At 65.4% G+C, this 19,027-nt stretch carries 12 protein-coding genes; 9 read left to right on the forward strand and 3 right to left on the reverse strand.

All coding sequences use genetic code 11. The features are described from left to right. Window positions 1–2: 2 nt before the first annotated feature. Genes FHW58_RS21345 through dsbD form a run of 4 tightly spaced genes read left to right on the forward strand, consistent with a single transcriptional unit; the run spans window position 3 to window position 4,050 of the window. The gene (locus FHW58_RS21345; RefSeq protein WP_308937279.1) at window positions 3–209 is read left to right on the forward strand and encodes a DUF4266 domain-containing protein; all 207 of its coding nucleotides are present in this window, start codon (window positions 3–5) and stop codon (window positions 207–209) included. Window positions 210–218: 9 nt separating this feature from the next. After that, window positions 219–1,349 (forward strand): DUF3570 domain-containing protein, encoded by a 1,131-nt coding sequence (locus FHW58_RS21350; protein ID WP_179675187.1) that lies wholly within the window; start codon window positions 219–221, stop codon window positions 1,347–1,349. Then, complete coding sequence (locus FHW58_RS21355) at window positions 1,343–2,242, forward strand: FAD:protein FMN transferase (protein WP_179675188.1); 900 nt, start codon at window positions 1,343–1,345, stop codon at window positions 2,240–2,242. The genes FHW58_RS21350 and FHW58_RS21355 overlap by 7 nt, the downstream gene beginning before the upstream one ends. Beyond that, complete coding sequence (dsbD, locus tag FHW58_RS21360; protein ID WP_179675189.1) at window positions 2,239–4,050, forward strand: protein-disulfide reductase DsbD; 1,812 nt, start codon at window positions 2,239–2,241, stop codon at window positions 4,048–4,050. Before FHW58_RS21355 ends, dsbD begins: the two co-directional genes overlap by 4 nt. Here the strand turns inward: dsbD and FHW58_RS21365 are convergent. Both FHW58_RS21365 and FHW58_RS21370 read right to left on the reverse strand, forming a co-directional pair. Continuing rightward, window positions 4,047–5,519: a CehA/McbA family metallohydrolase gene (locus tag FHW58_RS21365; protein WP_218892831.1), complete on the reverse strand. Its 1,473-nt coding sequence runs from the start codon at window positions 5,517–5,519 to the stop codon at window positions 4,047–4,049. The two genes, dsbD and FHW58_RS21365, sit on opposite strands and share 4 nt — an antisense overlap. A gap of 7 nt (window positions 5,520–5,526) precedes the next feature. Continuing rightward, window positions 5,527–7,989, reverse strand: a complete 2,463-nt coding sequence (locus FHW58_RS21370) for a TonB-dependent receptor domain-containing protein (protein WP_218892832.1) — start codon at window positions 7,987–7,989, stop codon at window positions 5,527–5,529. A 72-nt stretch (window positions 7,990–8,061) separates the two neighbouring features. Between FHW58_RS21370 and FHW58_RS21375 the strand changes: the two genes are divergently transcribed. Then, window positions 8,062–8,829, forward strand: coding sequence for a transporter (locus tag FHW58_RS21375; protein WP_229265431.1), 768 nt, complete (start codon window positions 8,062–8,064; stop codon window positions 8,827–8,829). On the opposite strand, the gene FHW58_RS21380 is transcribed toward FHW58_RS21375, so the two are convergent. Then, window positions 8,830–9,351: an Lrp/AsnC family transcriptional regulator gene (locus tag FHW58_RS21380; protein ID WP_179675190.1), complete on the reverse strand. Its 522-nt coding sequence runs from the start codon at window positions 9,349–9,351 to the stop codon at window positions 8,830–8,832. Between the two features lie 126 nt (window positions 9,352–9,477). Here FHW58_RS21380 and hppD point away from each other — a divergent pair, with 126 nt between their 5' ends. From hppD to FHW58_RS21400, 4 genes are all read left to right on the forward strand, one after another. Beyond that, on the forward strand, window positions 9,478–10,599 hold the full coding sequence (hppD, locus tag FHW58_RS21385; RefSeq protein WP_179675191.1) for a 4-hydroxyphenylpyruvate dioxygenase: 1,122 nt from the start codon (window positions 9,478–9,480) through the stop codon (window positions 10,597–10,599). A gap of 113 nt (window positions 10,600–10,712) precedes the next feature. Beyond that, window positions 10,713–14,282, forward strand: coding sequence for an indolepyruvate ferredoxin oxidoreductase family protein (locus tag FHW58_RS21390; protein ID WP_179675192.1), 3,570 nt, complete (start codon window positions 10,713–10,715; stop codon window positions 14,280–14,282). A 178-nt stretch (window positions 14,283–14,460) separates the two neighbouring features. Next, a complete protein-coding gene (locus FHW58_RS21395; protein WP_179675193.1) occupies window positions 14,461–16,851 on the forward strand; it encodes an FtsX-like permease family protein in 2,391 nt (796 codons plus the stop codon). Window positions 16,852–16,881: 30 nt separating this feature from the next. Then, window positions 16,882–18,966 carry a prolyl oligopeptidase family protein gene (locus tag FHW58_RS21400; protein ID WP_179675194.1) on the forward strand — a complete coding sequence of 695 codons (2,085 nt, stop codon included), beginning with the start codon at window positions 16,882–16,884 and terminating at the stop codon, window positions 18,964–18,966. Window positions 18,967–19,027 lie beyond the last annotated feature (61 nt).

The following is a 19,027-nucleotide window of genomic DNA, read 5'->3' on the forward strand; positions in this document are numbered from 1 at the left end:
CCATGCTGACCTTGGCCTTGGTGGCCGCGCTGAGCGGCTGCGCCGCCATCGGCAACGTGCAGCCGTGGGAGAAGGGTACGCTGGCGCGTAGCGAAATGACCTTCAAGGACGGCACGCTGTTCAACCGCTACGACGACCATATCTACACCAGCCGCGAAGCCTCCTCCGGCGGCGCCGGCGTGGGTGGCGGTGGTTGCGGCTGCAATTAAGGGCGACCCATGACGATCAACAAAGAAAGCGGCATGGCCGCATCCATCCTGTCGGCGGCGCTGATGCTGCCGGGTGTGCAGGCGCACGCCGAAGCGCCGCCGACCAACGGCGTGATCAGCGTCGGTTATCTCGACTACCGCGACAGCCAGTCGGGCCTGGACCGCATCCGCGTGCATGCGCCGTCGGTGTCCATCATGGCGCCGGTGGCGGGGGTGTGGAGCGTCAGCGGCTCGCTGGTGCGGGATGACGTCTCCGGCGCGTCGCCGCGCTATCACACGGCGGTGTCGGGCGCCTCGCGCATGAGCGATGACCGCAAGGCCGGCGACGTGGCGCTGACCCGTTACCTGGACCGTGGCAGCGTGACGGTCGGCGCGGCGTATTCGACCGAGCATGATTACGTGTCGCGCGCGCTGTCGCTGCAGGGCAGCTACGAGAGCGAGGACCGCAACACCACCTGGACCGCCGGCATTGGCCATGCCGATGACAAGATCGATCCGGTCAACCGCATCGTCACCAATGAACGCAAGCGCACCACCAACGTCCTGCTGGGCGTAACGCAGGTGCTGACGGTGAACGACGTGGCGCAGCTGACGTTCGGTTACGACGACGGCAGCGGCTATTTCTCCGATCCCTACAAGGCCTTCGACAACCGCCCGCGCAGCCGCTACGAAACCACGCTGCTGGCGCGCTGGAACCACCACTTCGCGTCCACTGACGGCACCTCGCGGCTGACGTACCGCTACTACCGCGACAGCTTCGGCATTCGTGGCCACACGCTCGGCGCCGAGTACGTGCAGCCGCTGTCCGGCGGTTGGACGCTGACGCCGGAGGTCCGGCTGTACACGCAAAGCGCCGCCAGTTTTTATTATGACCCGGTGTACGACAGCAAGCTTGGTGCGCCCTTCCCGCCGGGGTACAACGGCACCGGCTATATGTCGGCCGACCAGCGCTTGTCCGGCTTTGGCGCGGTCACCCTGGGACTGAAGGCCAGCAAACAGATCGATAAATTGTGGTCGGTGGACGCCAAGGTGTCCGCCTACCAGCAGCGCGGCAGCTGGCGCCTGTTCCATCAGGGCAGTCCGGGACTGGACGCGTTGCGCGCGCAAACCATCCAGATAGCGATTAACCGCCAATGGTAGACGCCATCCACCGCATGTTGTTCGACGCCATGGGCAGCCGTTGCGAGATCCGGCTGGCCGCGCCGGACGGCGACAGCGCGCAGCAGCTGATGCATCGCGCGGTGGATGAAGTGCGCCGCATCGAGCACAAATATTCGCGCTACCGGGCGGACAGCATCGTTTCCCGCATCAACGCCGCCGCCGGCAGCAAGGCAGTGTCGGTCGACAGCGAGACGGCCGATCTGTTCGGCTACGCGGCGGCGCTGCACGGCGCCAGCGGCGGTTTGTTTGACATCACGTCCGGCGTGCTGCGCAAGGCCTGGGATTTCCGCCAGCCGCGCGTACCGGCGGCGGAGGTGCTGGAACCCTTGCTGGCGCTGGTGGGCTGGCATCACGTGGAGTGCGGCGTGTTCGACGTGTATCTGCGGCGTGCCGGCATGGAGATCGACTTCGGCGGTTTCGGCAAGGAGTATGCGGCCGACCGCGCGGCCACGCTGCTGGCGGAAGCCGGCGTGCGGCACGGCTATGTGAACCTGGGGGGCGACATGCGCTTCATCGGCCCGCGCATGGATGGCAGGCCGTGGGCCATCGGCATTCAGGACCCGCGTGATCCGGAGGGCGTGCTGGCGACGATCAATGTCAGCGAGGGCGCGCTGGCCACCAGCGGCGACTACGAGCGCTTTTTTGAACTGGATGGGCAGCGCTATTGCCACATTCTCGATCCGCGCGATGGTATGCCGGTGCGCTACTGGCGCTCGGTCAGCGTGCTGGCGCCGGTGGCGGTGGCGGCCGGCAGCTGTTCCACCATCACCATGCTGAAGCAGCGCGACGGGCTGGATTTTCTCAATGCGTCCGACATGGCTTATCTGGCCGTGAATGACGAAGGGCAGATGTTGTATAGGGATCTGATATGAACAAGTGGATGAAGGCCTTCATGGCGTTACTGCTGGTGTTGTGTGGCGCATGGTCGCGCGCGGCGGATTTTCTTGAGCCGGAGCAGGCGTTTCAGCTGCGGGGCGAATTGGTGGATGCGCACACGGTGCGGCTGACGTGGACTATCGCGCCGGAGTATCACCTGTACCGCGATCGTTTGAGCTTTAACGGCGGCGTGGGCCTGCCCAAGCTGCCGGACGGGCTGCGCAAATTCGACACCAATTTCAACAAGGAGATGGAGACTTACCAGAACAAGCTGGTGGTCGATCTGCCGGTGACGGCCAGTGCGCCGTTCACGCTGCAGGTGGGCTATCAGGGCTGCGCGGACGCGGGACTGTGCTACTCGCCGGCGTCGCAAGGCTATCACGTTGATCCGGACGTGCCGGGCAAGCTAAAGACCGTCGATGACGCTGCGTCCGCGCTGCCGCCAGCGCCGCCCGCCGCTGCTGCTGCCGCCGCCGCGCCTACCACAGCGGCGCCGCCGGAAGACGACAGCTCGCTGGCCCAGCGCACGCTGCAAAGTGGCAGCGCGTGGCGCATCGGCCTGGCCTTCCTGGCCTTCGGCCTGCTGCTGTCGTTCACGCCATGCGTGCTGCCGATGGTGCCCATCCTGTCATCGATCATCGTCGGCGAAGGCGCGGTGTCGCGTGGACGCGGCTTTTCGCTGGCACTGGCCTATTCGCTGGGCATGGCGCTGGTCTACACCTCGCTCGGCGTGGCGGCCGGGCTGGCGGGCGAAGGCCTGGCTGGCGCGCTGCAAAAGCCTTGGGTGCTGCTGACCTTTGGCGCGCTGCTGGTGCTGCTGGCGCTGTCGATGTTCGACGTCTACCAGCTGCAGCTACCGGGCGGCCTGCAAAGCCGTCTCAGTGAACGGAGCAACGGCATCAGCGGCGGCCGTTTTGCCGGCGTGTTCGTGATGGGCGCCTTGTCGGCGCTGATCGTCGGCCCGTGCGTGGCCGGCCCCCTGGCCGGCGCGCTGCTCTACATCAGCCAGACGCGCAACGTCTGGACCGGCGGCTGGGCGTTGTTCTCGATGGCGGCTGGCATGAGCGTGCCGCTGCTGCTGACCGGCGTCTCGGCCGGCAGCCTGCTGCCGCGCGCAGGCGCCTGGATGAACAACGTGAAAAAAATCTTCGGCCTGCTGTTGATCGCCGTGGCCATCTGGATGGTGTCGCCGGTGTTCAGCGTCACCGTCAATATGGCGATGTGGGGCATGTTCGCGCTGCTGTGCGCCGTCTTCCTGCACGTGTTCGAGCCGTTGCAGAAAGGCGCCGCGCTGCGCGCCTATGTCGGCAAGACGCTGGGCCTGGCCTGCCTGCTGGTGGGCCTGTTCGAGCTGACCGGCGCCGCCAGCGCCGGGCGCGACGTGCTGCAGCCGCTGGGTCACCTGAGCATCGCCCGCGCCGACAAGCCGGCGGCGGGCGAGGGTGGCGAGGTGCACTTCAGCCGCATCAAGACCGCCGCCGAACTGGATCAGGTGCTGGCCAGCAGCGGCACGCCGGTGATGCTGGACTTCTACGCCGACTGGTGCGTGTCCTGCAAAGAGATGGAACGCTTCACGTTCTCGAAGCCGGAAGTGGCGGGCAAGCTGAAACAAGTGAAGCTGATCCAGGTCGACGTCACCGCCAACAACGCCGACGACAAGGCGCTGATGAAGCGTTTCGGCCTGTTCGGCCCACCGGGCATCATCCTGTTCAATGACGGCAAGGAGGTGCCGGACAGCCGCGTGATCGGCTTCCTCGCGGCCGAGCCGTTTGTCCAGCACCTGGCGCGCAACTTTGCGATCTAACGGTTCAGATACACCGGATTCCCCAGCAACAGCAGATGGCCGCGCGCGTTGCGCACCTCGGCGCGCAGCCAGTGCGGCTTGCCGTCGCTGTGCCAGTTGAAGGTGTGCCGCGCGTCGTCGCTGCCGATGTCGCTGCCGGGCAGCAGCTCCGACGCGTCCGCGCCATCCATCACCAACCGCACGCTGGCGCCGTTCGCATGCGCGACGTGGATGCTGAAGCGCACCGCCTCGCCCTGCGCGGCCTGCAGCGTATCGCCCATCATGGCCGTCGCCTCGCCGGCGCTGGCGGTCAGTTCGAGCAGCCGCTTGCCGCTGCCCTCCACGTCGACGAACACATGGCCGGCGCGGATGCCGTCCAGGATCGCCTGCTGCGACAGTTCGGCCGCGTGCACGACGGTGGTCGGTGTGCCGACAGCGTTCTTTCCCTGGCCGGCGTGATGATTATCGCTGCCGCCGATGGCGGTGGGTCGCAGGCCACGCTGCAACTGCGCTTGCCAGAACGGTATGCCGGACAGCAGCCCGTCCGCGTCGGTGCCGTTGACCGCCTCGATGGCCTGCACCTTGCGCAGATCGGCGTCGTTGCTCCAGCCGCAGCCCATGCAGGTTTCGCCGGATGGCAGGCCTGGATGGTTGATCGACACCAGGCCATGCAGCCGCACGGCGGCGTCCAGCAGCTTGTTCCAGCCCTCCGGGCCGGCGGCGATGCGGAAGTCCAGCGGCGCCAGTGTGCCAAACAGATTGGCGTGGCCGGAGAAGGTGGTGATCTCGCGGCCCGGCATCAGCAGCAGCTTGCTGAACCACGGCTGTAGCGCCCGCAGTTCGGAGGCGTGGGACACGGTGTTGTGCTCCGTGATGGCGATGAAGTCCAGCTTGCGATCGGCCGCCGCCTGCACCGTGGGGAACAAGGGACAGGGCACCGAACCGCCATCCTGGTTGGCGCAGCTGCCGTCGCTATGCCCGGTGTGCATGTGCAGGTCGCCGCGATACCACGCCGCGCCGCTGCGCACCACGGTGCGCAGCGGTTCCGGTTCGTCGGCCGCCGCCAGTCCGCGCGAGAAATACACTTGCGCGGTGTAGCTGGCCTCCGCCGACTTGCGCAGGTTCGGCACGCCGAGCAGCAGCGCCCACCGCCCCGGCGTGACCGGGCCGGGCACGAAGGACGGCGTGGCGTCCACGCCGCTGACCGTGAACAGGCGCTTGCTGCCGCCGCTCCAGCCGCGCAGCGCGCCGTCCGGGCCCAACAGGCCGAGGTCGATGACGCTGCGTTGTTCCTTGCCGTTGTAGTCAAAGGCGATGGTCACGCGCTCGACGCCGGCCGGCACGTCGAACGGCACGCTGCGATAGGTCTGGTGATCGGCGCCGGTCAGCACGCCGCGCAGCACCAGATCGGGCGCGGTGGCGGCTGTCGCGGCGGCGCCACAGCACAGCATCCACGCCAGCACGCGCAACAGGCAGGCGAATGGTCGCATGGGCGCCTCAGAAGTCGTACTTCAGCGCGCCGCGCACCGAGCGGCCCAGGATCGGGCGCGCCAGGAAGGTATTGGCGCCGGCGTCCGCGCTGGCCAGTTCGCCGGCACGCGGATTGCCCTCGGTCAGACCCTGCGAGTTGTTGACGTTGTCGACGTAAGCGTAGGCGGTCAGCGTTGGCGTGATGGTGTACCGCGCCGAGAAGTTCAGCACCTTGTACGATGGCAGGCGCACGCTGTTGGCCGAATCGACAAAGCGCGCGCCTTCCCATTCATACGACAGTTGCAAACGCAGCTTGTCGCCCATCAGGTTCACGCCCGGCACCAGGCGGTAACTCAGTTTCGGCACGCGGATCAGCTGATTGCCACCGTAGTTGCGCTGCACCGGCAGGTTGTTCACCTTGTCGACATAGCTCAGGTCACGGTATTGCGGGTCTTGCCAGGTGATGTTGAACGCCAGGTCGCCCCACTCGGCGGGACGCAGCTTGCCCTCCAGTTCCATGCCCCAGGTGCGCGTGGACGCGTAGCCGATGCTGGTGGTGGACGCCGTGTTATCCAGGTTGAACACGTTGTTGGTGTAGGAAACGTTGTTGTACTTGGAGTAGAACAGCGTCGGATACAGCTCCAGCATGCGGCTGTTGTACTTGTAGCCCACTTCGCCCAGGTCCATGGTCTGGATGATCGGCGTGGCGGTCGGGCTGGTGATGTAGGAACTCAGGTTGGGCAGGCGGAAGGCCTTGGTCCAGCGCCCGAACACGCCGGCGTTCCCGGCCAGCTGGTAGTTGGCGCCCAGCGTCCAGCCGGTTTTGTTGAAGGTATGGTCGTAGTAATCGAACACGCCGGTGCCGGTGCGGATCTTCGACGTGGCGAAGGTGCCGAGGTTGACGTTGGCCTGGCGCTCGGTGCGGCCGGCGGTGTTCACTTGTTCCCAGCGCAAGCCGCCGTCCAGTCGCAGTTGCTGCGTGATCTGCCATTCGTCAGCCAGGTACAGCGCGTTGGTGGTCGAGGTGCCGCTGGCGTTTTCCGACTCGTAGCCGTAGTTGTAGATGCCATGGTCGGTGATGCTGCCCAGCGCCTTGCCGCCGGCATCCGTGGCCACCAAATCGATCAGCGGCGCCTGGCTCTGTGCGCCCAGCAGCACGCTGGACGAGTAGCGGCTGAAGGCCTGGTTGAAGCGCGCGTAGTAGTAGCCGAACGTGACGTCATGCTGCTGATCCGCCACCACCAGGCGGCGCGTCAGGCGGGTGTCGTTGATGGCTTCCTCCAGCGGCAGCGTAACGCCGCGCAGGCCGCCAACGATCAGCAGGCCGTTGGCCGGCGCGAAGCTCGTTCCCGGCTGGTTGGCGTATTGCAGCGCGAGCTTGCTGGCGCCCGGCACGTAGGACAGCAGCGACTGCGATTGCTTGAGGAAGGCGTCGGTGCTCAGCAACTGGTTGGCGAACACGCCGTTGCGCTGGGTCGCGGTCTTGGAATAGCGCAGCGATTCGTTCAGCTTCCAGTCGGCGCCGAGGTCTTTTTCCAGCAGGGCGGTGAACTGGGTGCGGCGCACATGGGTGCCGTCGTCGTTGTTGAAGTCGTACAGCTGGCCGTTCCCCATTTTCATCTGCACGTGTTCCGTCTGCGGACCGGCCACCGTGCCGTAGTTGCCGTCAAAGCCAGGCACGGCGCGGATTTCGCCGTCGGCGTAGGTGCGCATCGGCACTGGCAGGAACAGCGCCACCTTGTCGTCCAGGTGCTTGGCGTCGAGGGTGATGCGGCCATGGTCGATTTCCTTGGTCAGCTTCAGGCGCATTTGACCGCCCTTGTCGGCGGTGTAGCCCGGGCTGCGGATGCCGTCGTCCTCGCGATAGAAGCCGCCGATGCCGACGCCCCAGCCATCCTTGAGCGGCGTGGCGTACCAGAAGTCGGTGCGGCGCAGGCCGTAATCGCCCACGGTCAGCTTGACCAGGCCATTCGGATGGTCGCCGATTTCGCGCGACAGGAAGTTGATGGCGCCGGCCGGCGCGTTGGTGTAGAACACCGACGACGGGCCGCCGCGCACCACCTCGATGCGGTCGATGGTTTCGTCCAGGCGGAAGGCCTGGTCGGCGTTCAGGTAGCCGAGCGAGGGATCGTGCTGCACCGGCACGCCATCTTCCAGCAGGGTGACGGAGCCGAAGCCATCGACCGGAATGCCGCGCGCGCGGATATTGCCCGAGGCTTCGCCACCGGACGACTCCACCCAGAAGCCGGGCACCGATTTCAGCGCCTCGGTCACCGAGGTTGGCGCCTGCATGCGCAGCGTCTCCTCGTTGATGGTGGTAATGGAGAAGCTGGCCTTGACCTTGCTGGCTTTGCCCGCCGTACCGGTGACGATGACGGTGTCGCTCCCCGCCTCCTGCGCGGACGACGGCAACGCCGCGATGGTCAGCAGGGCGGCGGCGCCGCCCTGGAATGCGCGGCGGACGGCGCGTGCGATGATGGTGTTGCTCACAATTTCCCCTTGCTAGAATAATGCCTCACTGGGCGGAATGCGCGGATTCTAGGGAGAGATTGTTAAATGCTCATGACACGAGTTAATCGTTTTATCATTTTTGCCGGATTATGCGCGGTGCTGGCGCCGGCCCACGCACAGGATGACGCGGTGCTGCCTTACCGGCCGTCGGTATCCACACCGGCGCAGTTGCCGGTGCCCGGCCAGCTGGAACTCGAAACCGGCTTCCAGCGTGTCCAACCCGGCGCTATCCGGCGCGACAGCCTGCCGTACACGTTCAAGCTGGCGTTCAACGCGCAGTGGGGCGTGCTGGTGGAGGGCGAGGCCTACGTCTCCTCGCGCGATGACGCCGGCAGCCCGCGTCAGCGCGGCTTTGGCGACACCACCTTCGTTTTGAAGCGCGCCTTCATCATTGACGATGCCACGGCGTTCGGCCTGGAATTCGGCGCCAAGGCGCCGACCGCGAAAGACACCATCGGCAGCGGCAAGAGCGATTACAGCATCAACGGCATCTTCAGCCGCGATCTGGGGCCGGTGCACATGGACCTGAACCTGAACGCCACGCGCCTGGGCGCCTACGACGCGGGCACCGGCCGCACGCAGACCGGCTGGGCCACGGCGTTCTCCACGCCGGTGTCGGACAAGTGGCAGGCCATCGGCGAGCTGTCCGGCACGCGCCGCGACAACACGCCAAACACCGCGCAATTGCTGGCGGCGGCGTCATACAGCGCGAGCAAGCGGCTGGTGTTCGACGTTGGCGTGGCGCGCGGCCTGACGTCCGCCTCGCCCGACTGGACGCTGTTCGGTGGCGTCACGCTGCCGCTCGGGAAGCTGTGGTGATTACACCAGCGGCAGCGCGGTGGTGTCCTTGATGCGCTGGAGCGCGAACGAGGATTTCACGTCCAGTACCGCCGGGTGGCGCAGCAGCGTCGCCATCATGAAGCGCGAGAAGTGGTCCATGTCTTCCACGTGCACGCGCAGCAGGTAGTCCATCTCGCCGGTCATCGCGTAGCAGGCCACCACTTCCGGCCACTGTGCCACCGCCTCGGCGAAGTCCTGGCGCGGCGACGGCGGCGCGTTGGCCGCGCCCAGCGCGCGGGCGTTGCTGTGGGCGGCCGCTTCGCTGTGCTTCTCCAGCCGCACATTGACGTAGGCCAGCAGGCCGAGGCCGATCTTGTCCGGATCCAGCAGCGCCACGTACTGCCGAATCACGCCGGCCTCCTCCAGCCGCTTGATGCGGCGCAGGCACGGCGACGGCGACAGCGCCACCAGTTCGGCCACATCCTGGTTGGACAGGCGGCCATCCGATTGCAATATGGAAAGAATCTTGCGATCGGTTTTGTCTAGTGCGATTTTGGTCATAAATCCCTCAAAATGTCGGTTCCAAGGCAATATTATTGCTCAAACCGGGTGGGCGTGGGAATTGTTTGCAATTTACTGCCGCCGCAGCGGATCTATACTGTGCGCTATTCGTACAAGGAGACCTGCATGCAATTCCAGCCATGGGACAACCCGATGGGCACCGACGGATTCGAATTCGTCGAGTATGCCGCCCCCGATCCTAAAGCGCTCGGCGCGCTGTTCGAGAGCATGGGCTTTACCGCCATCGCCCGCCACCGCCACAAGGACGTGACGCTGTACCGCCAGGGCGAGATCAACTTCATCATCAACGCCGAGAAGGATTCGTTCGCGCAGCGCTTTGCGCGCCAGCACGGTCCGTCGGTGTGCGCGATCGGCATCCGCGTGCAGGATGCGGCGTTTGCCTACAAGTCCATGCTGGAGAAGGGCGCCTGGGGCTTCGATAACAAGACCGGTCCGATGGAGCTGAACATCCCCGCCATCAAGGGCGTGGGCGATTCGCTGATCTACCTGGTGGACCGCTGGCGCGGCAAGAACGGCAACGCGCAACCGGGCGGCATCGGCGACATCAGCATCTACGACGTCGACTTCGTGGCGATTCCGGGCGCCGATCCGAACCCGGTCGGCCATGGCCTGACCTACATCGACCACCTGACCAACAACGTCCATCGCGGCCGCATGAAGGAGTGGGCGGACTTCTACGAGAAGATGTTCAACTTCCGCGAGGTGCGCTACTTCGACATCGAGGGCAAGCTGACCGGCCTGAAGTCGAAAGCCATGACCTCGCCGTGCGGCAAGGTGCGCATCCCGATCAACGAATCGTCGGACGACAAATCGCAGATCGCCGAGTACCTGGACGAATACCATGGCGAAGGCATCCAGCACATCGCGCTGGGCACCGACGATATTTACGCGTCGATCGAGGGCATGAAGCAGGCCGGCATCGCCTTCCAGGACACCATCGAGACCTATTACGAGCTGGTGAACCGCCGCCTGCCGAACCACGGCGAGCGCCTGGACGACCTGCGCCGCCTGCGCATCCTGATCGATGGCCAGAGCAACGAGACGCAGCGCGAACTGCTGCTGCAGATCTTCACGCAGAACGTGATCGGCCCGATCTTCTTCGAGATCATCCAGCGCAAGGGTGACCAGGGCTTCGGCGAGGGCAACTTCCGCGCGCTGTTCGAGTCGATCGAGCTGGATCAGATCAAGCGCGGCGTGCTGCAGGATCCAGGCAAGGCGCCCGCTTAAGGAGTAGAGTAGTACCAAAGCCGGTAGCAAAGCACATAGACGGCGCACCGGCGCGAACGCGGCAGAGCCTATCCGGCACTGCCGCGCAGATTCGAGAATATTGGAGACAACAAATGAATGCACCTCACAAGGGTTTGCAATTGGATCCGGCCGAGATTACGCTGGACGATAAATGGACCCTGGAACGCGGCCGCGCCTTCATGACGGGCACGCAGGCGCTGATCCGCCTGCCCATGATGCAGCGCGAGCGCGACCTCAAGGCGGGCCTCAACACCGCCGGCTACATCACCGGCTACCGCGGCTCGCCGGTCACCAGCGTCGACATGACGGCGGTGAAGGCCAAGAAGTACCTCGACGAACACCACGTCAAATTCCATCCCGGGATGAACGAAGACCTGGCGGCGACCGCCGTCTGGGGCACCCAGCAGACCAATCTGTTCAAGGACGCCAAGTACGACGGCGTGTTCGCCATGTGGTACGGCAAGGGCCCCGGCGTGGACCGCTGCGGCGACGTCTTCAAGCACGCCAACAACGCCGGCTCCGCCAAGCATGGCGGCGTGCTGGTGCTGGCCGGCGACGACCACGCGGCCAAGTCCTCGTCCACCGCGCACCAGTCGGACCACATCCTCAACGCCTGCGGCATTCCGGTGCTGTACCCTTCGTCGGTGCAGGAGTACATCGACTACGGCCTGCACGCGTGGGCGATGAGCCGCTATACCGGCCTGTGGGTGTCGATGAAGTGCGTGACCGACATCATCGAATCCGGCGCCGTGGTGGACTTCGACCCGGACCGCGTGCAGATCCAGCTGCCGACCGACTTCGAGCTGCCGGAGGGCGGCCTGAATATCCGCTGGCCGGACACCGTGCTGGATATGGAAGTGCGCATGAACAGCTACAAGTGGTACGCCGCGCTGGCGTACTGCCGTGCCAATAAGCTGAACAAGATCATCTGGGATTCGCCCAAGCCGAAGATCGGCATCATCACCGCCGGCAAATCCTACCTGGACACGCGCCAGGCGCTGGCCGACCTGGGCATCGACGAGCAGGCCGCCGCCGACATCGGCATCCGCCTGTACAAGATCGGCATGACCTGGCCGCTGGAAGCGGATGGCGTGCACGAATTCGCCAAGGGCCTGGACGAGATCCTGGTGGTGGAAGAAAAACGCCAGATCCTCGAATACGCGCTGAAGGAAGAGCTGTACAACCTGCCGGACGGCCAGCGCCCGCGCGTGGTCGGCAAGTTCGACGACACCGGCGAATGGAGCAACAAGGGCAAGACCGGCCACGGCGACTGGCTGCTGCCGGCCACCTACGAACTGAATCCGGCGCAGATCGCGCGCGCCATCGCCTCGCGCATCGCCCACTACTGCGACGGCCATCCGGTGGCCAAGCGCGTGCGGGAGCGCGTGGCGTATCTGGAAGCGAAAGAGCTGGCGCTGAAGACGCTGCCGGTCAAAGCCAACCCGCAGACCGACCGCATTCCGTATTTCTGCTCCGGCTGCCCGCACAACTCGTCGACCAAGGTGCCGGAAGGTTCGCGCGCGCTGGCCGGCATCGGCTGCCACTACATGGTGCTGTGGATGGACCGCGAAACCTCGACCTTTACCCACATGGGCGCGGAAGGCGTCACCTGGGTGGGGCAGGCGCCGTTCACCAACGAGAAGCACGTGTTCACCAACCTGGGTGACGGCACCTACTTCCACTCGGGCATATTGGCGATCCGCGCGGCGGTGGCGGCCAAGGTCAATATCACCTACAAGATCCTGTTCAACGACGCCGTCGCCATGACCGGCGGCCAGCAGTTCGACGGTCCGCTCGATCCGGGCATGATCTCGCGCCAGATCGCGGCGGAAGGCGTGTCGCCGATCATCGTGGTCACCGACGAGCCGGAAAAGTACCCGTCGGATTACAACTGGGCGCCGGGCGTCACCGTGCGCCATCGCAGCGAATTGATGGATGTGCAGCGCGAGCTGCGCGACAAGCCGGGCGTGTCGGCCATGATCTACGACCAGACCTGCGCGTCCGAAAAACGCCGCCGCCGCAAGCGCAACGAGTATCCTGATCCGGCCAAGCGCGCGGTGATCAACGAAGCCGTGTGCGAAGGCTGCGGCGACTGCTCGGTGCAGTCCAACTGCCTGTCGGTGGAACCGCTGGAGACGGACCTGGGCCGCAAGCGCCAGATCAACCAGTCGTCCTGCAACAAGGACTTCTCCTGCACCACCGGCTTCTGCCCGAGCTTTGTGACGGTGGAGGGCGGCGCGCTGAAAAAGCCGAAGAAGGCCGCCACCGGCGATGCGCCGCAAGCCGTGTTGCCGGCGCCGGTGCTGCCGTCGACCGCAACGCCGTTCGGCATCCTGATCACCGGCATCGGCGGCACCGGCGTGGTGACCGTGGGCCAGATCCTGGCCATGGCGGCCCACGTCGAGAACAAGGGCGCCATCGTGCTGGACATGAGCGGCCTGGCGCAGAAGGGCGGCCCGGTGATGTCGCACGTGCGCCTGGCGGACCACCAGGGCGATCTGCACTCGACCCGCGTGGGCACCGGCAGCGCCGATCTGGTGATCGGCTGCGACCTGATCGTGACCGCGTCGCGCGACGCCCTGTCGCGCATGGGCGAGGGCCGCACGCATGCGATGGTCAACTCGACCGGCCTGTCCACCGCCGCGTTCGTGAAGAACCCGGACTGGCAGTTCCCGGACGGCTCGTCGCGCGGCGAAATCATCCGCGCCTGCGGCAACGAGCATGTCGACTTTGTCGATGCCGGCCAAATCGCCACCGCGCTGATGGGCGACTCGATCGCCACCAATATGTTCATGCTGGGCTACGCGTTCCAGAAAGGCCATGTGCCGCTGAGCGAAGCATCGCTGATCAAGGCGATCGAGCTGAATGGCGTGTCGGTGGCCTTCAACAAGGCCGCCTTCCACTGGGGACGCACCGCCGCGCACGACCTGGCGTCGGTGACCAGGTTGACCACGCCGGCCAAGGTCATCGAGTTCAAGCGCATCCAGACCTTGGACGACATCGTCGCCAAGCGGGTGGAGCTGCTGACCGCCTACCAGGACGCGAATTATGCTAAACAGTATAAATCGTTTGTTGAAGAGGTTCGCTCGGCCGAGGCAAAACTGGGCAAGGGCACCCGCCTGAGCGAGGCCGTGGCGCGCTATTACTACAAGCTGATGGCGTACAAGGACGAATACGAAGTCGCGCGACTGTACACCGACGGCGCCTTCCAGAAGAAAATCGCCGGCATGTTCGAGGGCGACATCACGCTGAAATTCCACCTGGCGCCGCCGATCTTCGCCAAGCAGGATGCCAAGGGCCACCTGATCAAGAAGGAATACGGCCCGTGGATGATGAAGGCGTTTGCGGTGCTGGCCAAGTTCAAAGGCCTGCGCGGCACGGCGCTGGACGTGTTTGGTTATACGGCGGAACGCAAGTCCGAACGGGCGCTGATCGGCCACTACCGCGACACGGTGGCCGGACTGTTGCCGAAGCTGACGGCCGAAAACCTGGCGCAAGCCGTGGCCATCGCCAGCATCCCGGAAGACATCCGCGGCTACGGCCATGTGAAGGAACGCCACCTGCTGGCCGCCAGGCAGAAGGAAGCTGCGCTGCTGGCGGGCTTCGGCAAACCGGCGCCCGCGTCCGCGCAGGCGCAGGCCGAAGCAAGCCACGCGGCTTAGACTTGCGCGAGTTCACGCAGCGGCCCTTCGGGGCCGTTTTTTTTGCTGTTCATTTTTGAACAGTGCTAGTGTTCGGATATGGCCGTTACGCCGCTTCCGGTAGGCGAAAGCGGCGGTTTAAGTGATGGCATGGCTTTTGCAGTATGGCCGGCATGAACTTCAAAACATCTGAAACACCATGAGTTTGCGCGACTTTCGTATCGGCTGGCGCCTGCTGCTGCAACAGCCGGGATATTCACTGGTGGTCACCGGCGGCCTGGCGATAGGCTTCGCGGCCTGTTTTCTCCTGTTCGGCTTCGTCCAGTTCTGCCTGAACTACAACAGCAGTGTGCCGGACATCGGCCGCGTGTTCCTGGTCAAGCAGCGCATCAATGTCTTTCCGCGCCCGGAATGGCAGGCGATGGCCTTCCTGCCGCTGCGCGATGTGGCGCTGGCGAGCGGCATGGTGGAGGAGGCGAGTATCGCCAAGCCGATCGAGACGCCGCTGCGCGTTGGCAGCGCACTGCATGGCGTGAATTTGCAGGTGGTCGATCCGGCGTTCCGTTCCCTGTTTGCGGTCGCTACGCTGGAAGGCGATCTGCAGGCGGCGCTGACGCAGGCGGACGGCATTGCGTTGACCGTTACCGGCGCGCGCAAGCTGTTCGGCGGTATGCCGGCACTGGGCCGCGCGGTCGATATCGGCGGCATTACGCTGCAGGTGCGCGCGCTGTTGCGCGATCCAGCGGCGAACAGCACGCAGCTATATGAAGCGCTGGTCGGGCCGGACAGCAGCGCGTGGAGCGAACGCGCGACGGCGATGAGCCAGTGGGTGCGTGGCGGCCTGTATCTGAAGCTGAAACCCGGCGCCTCCGTGCCGGCGCTGACCGCCCTGTTGCAGCAGGCCAGCGACGACTCGCCCTTGAGTCAGCAGATGGGGTCCATTGCGGCGGGCGTCCGCCATGGCGTCCACGTCACCGACATCGGCCTGCTGCCGCTTGGCGATGCCTATTTCGACGACGATCTGGCCGCCAGCCGGACTGGCGAGCAATATGGCCGGCGCGCCAGCGTGTACGGCTTGCTGGCCGGTGGCCTGTTGATACTGGCGCTGGCCACCATCAACTATGTCAACCTGGCTACCGTGCGGACCTTGCGCCGCCAGCGCGAGATTGGCATCCGCAAGCTGCTGGGCGTGAGCGCCTGGCGCCTGACGCGGCAATTTCTCAGCGAGGCGATGCTGACCGCGCTGCTGGCCGCCAGCGCCGGCCTGCTGCTCGCATGGCTGTTGTTGCCGATGTTTTCCGATCTGGTCAACCGTCCGCTGGAGGGCATCTTCACGCTGCGGGCTTGCATGCTGGCGCTGGCCCTGGCGGCGCTGACCGGCGTGTGCGCCGGCGCTTATCCCGCCTGGCTGGCGCATCGCGCGCTGCCGGGACCATCGCTGGCGGGGCGCGGCAACAGCGAGACGGCGGGCGGCTGGTGGGGCCGGCGCGTGCTGACGGTGCTGCAATTTGCCAGCGCGATGGCGCTCAGCGCGACCGCCATCGCGGTCGCCTGGCAAACCTGGTACGCCAGCCACGCGTCACCGGGCTTCGATCCCGCCAATCTGCTGGTGCTGATCCTGCCATCCTACGGACAAAACAAGCCACTCGACCAGTCGTTCATCGCGCAGTTGCGGCGCCTGCCGCAGATCGAAGGCGTTGCCACCATCTCCGAGGCGGTCGGCCGCGACGGCGCCAAGAACATCAACCGTATCCGCGGCAAGGACGGCACCGACGTGCCGATGGAAGCCAAATACGTCAGCGCCGACTGGTTCCAGGTACACCGGTTGCGGCCGGAATTTGGCGTGGCGTTCGATCCGCAACGTGACGGCATCGAGGGACAGGAGGTGAGCAAGGCGATGGTCAACGCCGCCGGCGCGCTGGCGCTGGGCTACGCGACGCCGCAGGAGGCGGTTGGCAAATTCCTCAAGGCAGACTACCAGATCATCGGCATCGCACCCGACGTGCGCTTCCAGGGCGTGCGCGCTCCTTCGCGCGCCGTGATCTATTTCGTCCGTCCGGCGTCCGTGCTGAGTATCCGCGTTCGTGGCAGCGTGGCGGCGGCGTACGACGCCATCGCGCCCTTGTGGCAACGGCATTTCCCCGACGATGTGCTGGAGCTCAAGACGCAACAGGCGGTGCTGGCGGAACGCTATGCCGGCGATGCGCGCCTGATCCGCATTCTTGTCGCCGCCAGCGCGATCGCCGTGGCGCTGGCGGGTTTTGGCATCTATGTGCTGTCGGCCTACAGCGTGCAGCGGCGCCGGCGCGAGATCGTGCTGCGCAAGCTGCACGGGGCAAGGCGCGGCGATATCGCGTTGATGATGGCGCGCGAGTTTGCCGCGCTGGTCGGCGCCGGCGCCGCGCTCGGATTGCCGCTGGCCTGGCTGGCGATACAGCGCTATCTGGCCAGCTATGCCGAACATGCGCCGCTGGGCGCCTGGCCGCTGGCCGCCGCCCTGGCCCTGGCCGTGCTGATCGCGCTGCTGGCCACGGCGCGGCATACGCTGGCGGCGCTGCGCATCTCGCCGGCGCTGGCGCTGCAGGCGTAATTTTCTATTGTCTCATCTGGAGTAAATCACATGCATCTGGTTCAAAAAATCGCCAGCGCCGCGCTGCTCGGCCTGGCGTTGCTGGGGCTCGCGCGCGCGCAGGAAAACGATCCTTATCTATGGCTGGAAGACAGCCACGGAGAGCGCACGATGGCGTGGGTTGAGGCCCAAAACAAGGCCGCGCTGGGCGAGTTGCGCACGCGCGCCGAATACCGCGACATCGAGCAAAGCGTGCAAACCATGCTGCATTCCGGCGCCCGCCTGCCGGAGGTGAGCATGCACGGCGGCTTGCTGTATAACTTCTGGGTGGATGCGCAGCATCAGCGCGGCGTCTGGCGGCGCACCACGATGGCGCAATACCGGCGCGCCGAACCGGCGTGGGAGACCGTGCTCGATCTCGATCGGCTGGCCGCAGACGAGCATGAAAAATGGGTCTGGCATGACGTGGTCTGCCTGTATCCAAAGGCGGAGCGCTGCCTGGTGCTGCTGTCGCGCGGCGGCGGTGACGCCCACGTGGTGCGCGAGTTCGACACCGTCAGGCGCCGCTTCGTCGCGGGTGGCTTTACGCTGCCCGAGGCCAAGACCGAGGTGGCCTGGTCAGACCGCGATACCTTGCTGGTCGCCACCGATTTCGGTGAAGGGTCGATGACGGCGTCCGGCTATGCACGCATCGTCAAGGAATGGCGGCGCGGAACACCGTTGGCGGCGGCGCGCACGCTGTATGAAGGGAAGGCGGACGACATGCGGGTATCGGCTGACAAGAAGTTCACGCCCGGGCATGCCTACCAGTTCGTCACGCGCACGATCAATTACTACAGCAGCGAATTGTTCTTGCGCGAGCGAGGCAAACTGGCCAGGGTGCCGGTGCCGGCGGACGCCCAGACCAGCATGCTGGATGACCAGTTAATCATCCAGCTCAATTCCGCCTGGGAGGTGAATGGCGTCCGTTATCCGGAAGGGGCGCTGCTGGCGACCGACCTGCGGCGCTTCATGCGCGGCGAGCGCCAGTTTGCGCTGCTGTTGACGCCCACACCCACCAGTTCTCTCGACAGCGTGACGGCCACGCGTGGCGCGCTGCTGCTCAACATTCTGGATAACGTACGCAACCGGTTGGTGGAAGTCACCCGGGTTGGCGGTCATTGGCGGCAGCGCAAAGTTGCGGCGCCGGCATTCGGCCAGTTGAGCGTCGCTGCGCTCGACCCGGTGGCGTCCGGCGATTACATCCTGAAGGTGACGGATTTCCTGCATCCCACCACCACTTACCTGGCCCGTACCGGCAGCGACGCGCGCACCGTGCTGAAGTCGATGCCGGCTTTCTTTGATGCCGACGCTTACACGGTGCAGCAGCTGCATGCGGTATCGCCGGACGGCACGCGGGTGCCGTACTTTGTGGTGATGAGCAAGGCGGCCCGGATGGACGGCAGCAATCCCACGCTACTGAACGCCTACGGTGGCTTTCAGGTGCCGATGAAGCCCTACTATCTCGGCCCGATGGGCGACGCGTGGCTCAAGCACGGCGGCATGTACGTGCTGGCGAACATCCGTGGCGGCGGTGAGTTTGGGCCGGCGTGGCATCAGGCCGCGGTCGGGCAACATCGCCAGCGCGCCTTTGATGATTTCCTGGCCGTGGCCGAGGACCTGGTCCGGCGCCAGATCACCAGTCCGCGCCATCTGGGTATTTCCGGCCGCAGTAACGGCGGCCTGCTGGTGGGCGTGGCGCTGACCCAGCGTCCGGAACTGTTCAACGCCGTGGTCTGCGGCGCGCCGCTGCTGGACATGCGGCGCTTCAGCAAGTTGCTGGCCGGCGCGTCGTGGATCGCAGAATATGGCGATCCGGATGATCCGGCACAGTGGGCCTATATCGGCCAATATTCGCCGTACCAGAACGTGCACAAGGAGCGCCACTATCCGCGCGTGCTGTTCACCACCGCCACCAGCGACGACCGGGTCCACCCCGGCCATGCGCGCAAGATGGCGGCCAGGATGCAGGAACAGGGCCACGATGTGCTGTACTGGGAAAATACCGAGGGCGGCCACGCGGCCGCGGCGTCCCTCGACCAGGAGGTGCGCTGGTGGGCCACAACCTACAGCTTCCTGCTGGCGCAGCTGAAATGACTTTATTCGAATTATCGTATAAGCATGTAAGAAAACATTCGTTCAGAAATAGTTCCAGAAT

It is taken from the genome of Duganella sp. 1224 (genome assembly GCF_013408245.1).
GTDB lineage: Bacteria > Pseudomonadota > Gammaproteobacteria > Burkholderiales > Burkholderiaceae_D > Rugamonas.

Excerpts from the sequence above, each read along its gene's own strand:
- FHW58_RS21345 (WP_308937279.1), top strand. The coding sequence starts at position 3 with ATGCTGACCTTGGCCTTGGTGGCCGCGCTGAGCGGCTGCGCCGCCATC.
- FHW58_RS21350 (WP_179675187.1), top strand. The coding sequence starts at position 219 with ATGACGATCAACAAAGAAAGCGGCATGGCCGCATCCATCCTGTCGGCG.
- FHW58_RS21355 (WP_179675188.1), top strand. The coding sequence starts at position 1,343 with ATGGTAGACGCCATCCACCGCATGTTGTTCGACGCCATGGGCAGCCGT.
- dsbD (WP_179675189.1), top strand. The coding sequence starts at position 2,239 with ATGAACAAGTGGATGAAGGCCTTCATGGCGTTACTGCTGGTGTTGTGT.
- FHW58_RS21365 (WP_218892831.1), bottom strand. The coding sequence starts at position 5,519 with ATGCGACCATTCGCCTGCCTGTTGCGCGTGCTGGCGTGGATGCTGTGC.
- FHW58_RS21375 (WP_229265431.1), top strand. The coding sequence starts at position 8,062 with ATGACACGAGTTAATCGTTTTATCATTTTTGCCGGATTATGCGCGGTG.
- FHW58_RS21380 (WP_179675190.1), bottom strand. The coding sequence starts at position 9,351 with ATGACCAAAATCGCACTAGACAAAACCGATCGCAAGATTCTTTCCATA.
- hppD (WP_179675191.1), top strand. The coding sequence starts at position 9,478 with ATGCAATTCCAGCCATGGGACAACCCGATGGGCACCGACGGATTCGAA.
- FHW58_RS21390 (WP_179675192.1), top strand. The coding sequence starts at position 10,713 with ATGAATGCACCTCACAAGGGTTTGCAATTGGATCCGGCCGAGATTACG.
- FHW58_RS21395 (WP_179675193.1), top strand. The coding sequence starts at position 14,461 with ATGAGTTTGCGCGACTTTCGTATCGGCTGGCGCCTGCTGCTGCAACAG.
- FHW58_RS21400 (WP_179675194.1), top strand. The coding sequence starts at position 16,882 with ATGCATCTGGTTCAAAAAATCGCCAGCGCCGCGCTGCTCGGCCTGGCG.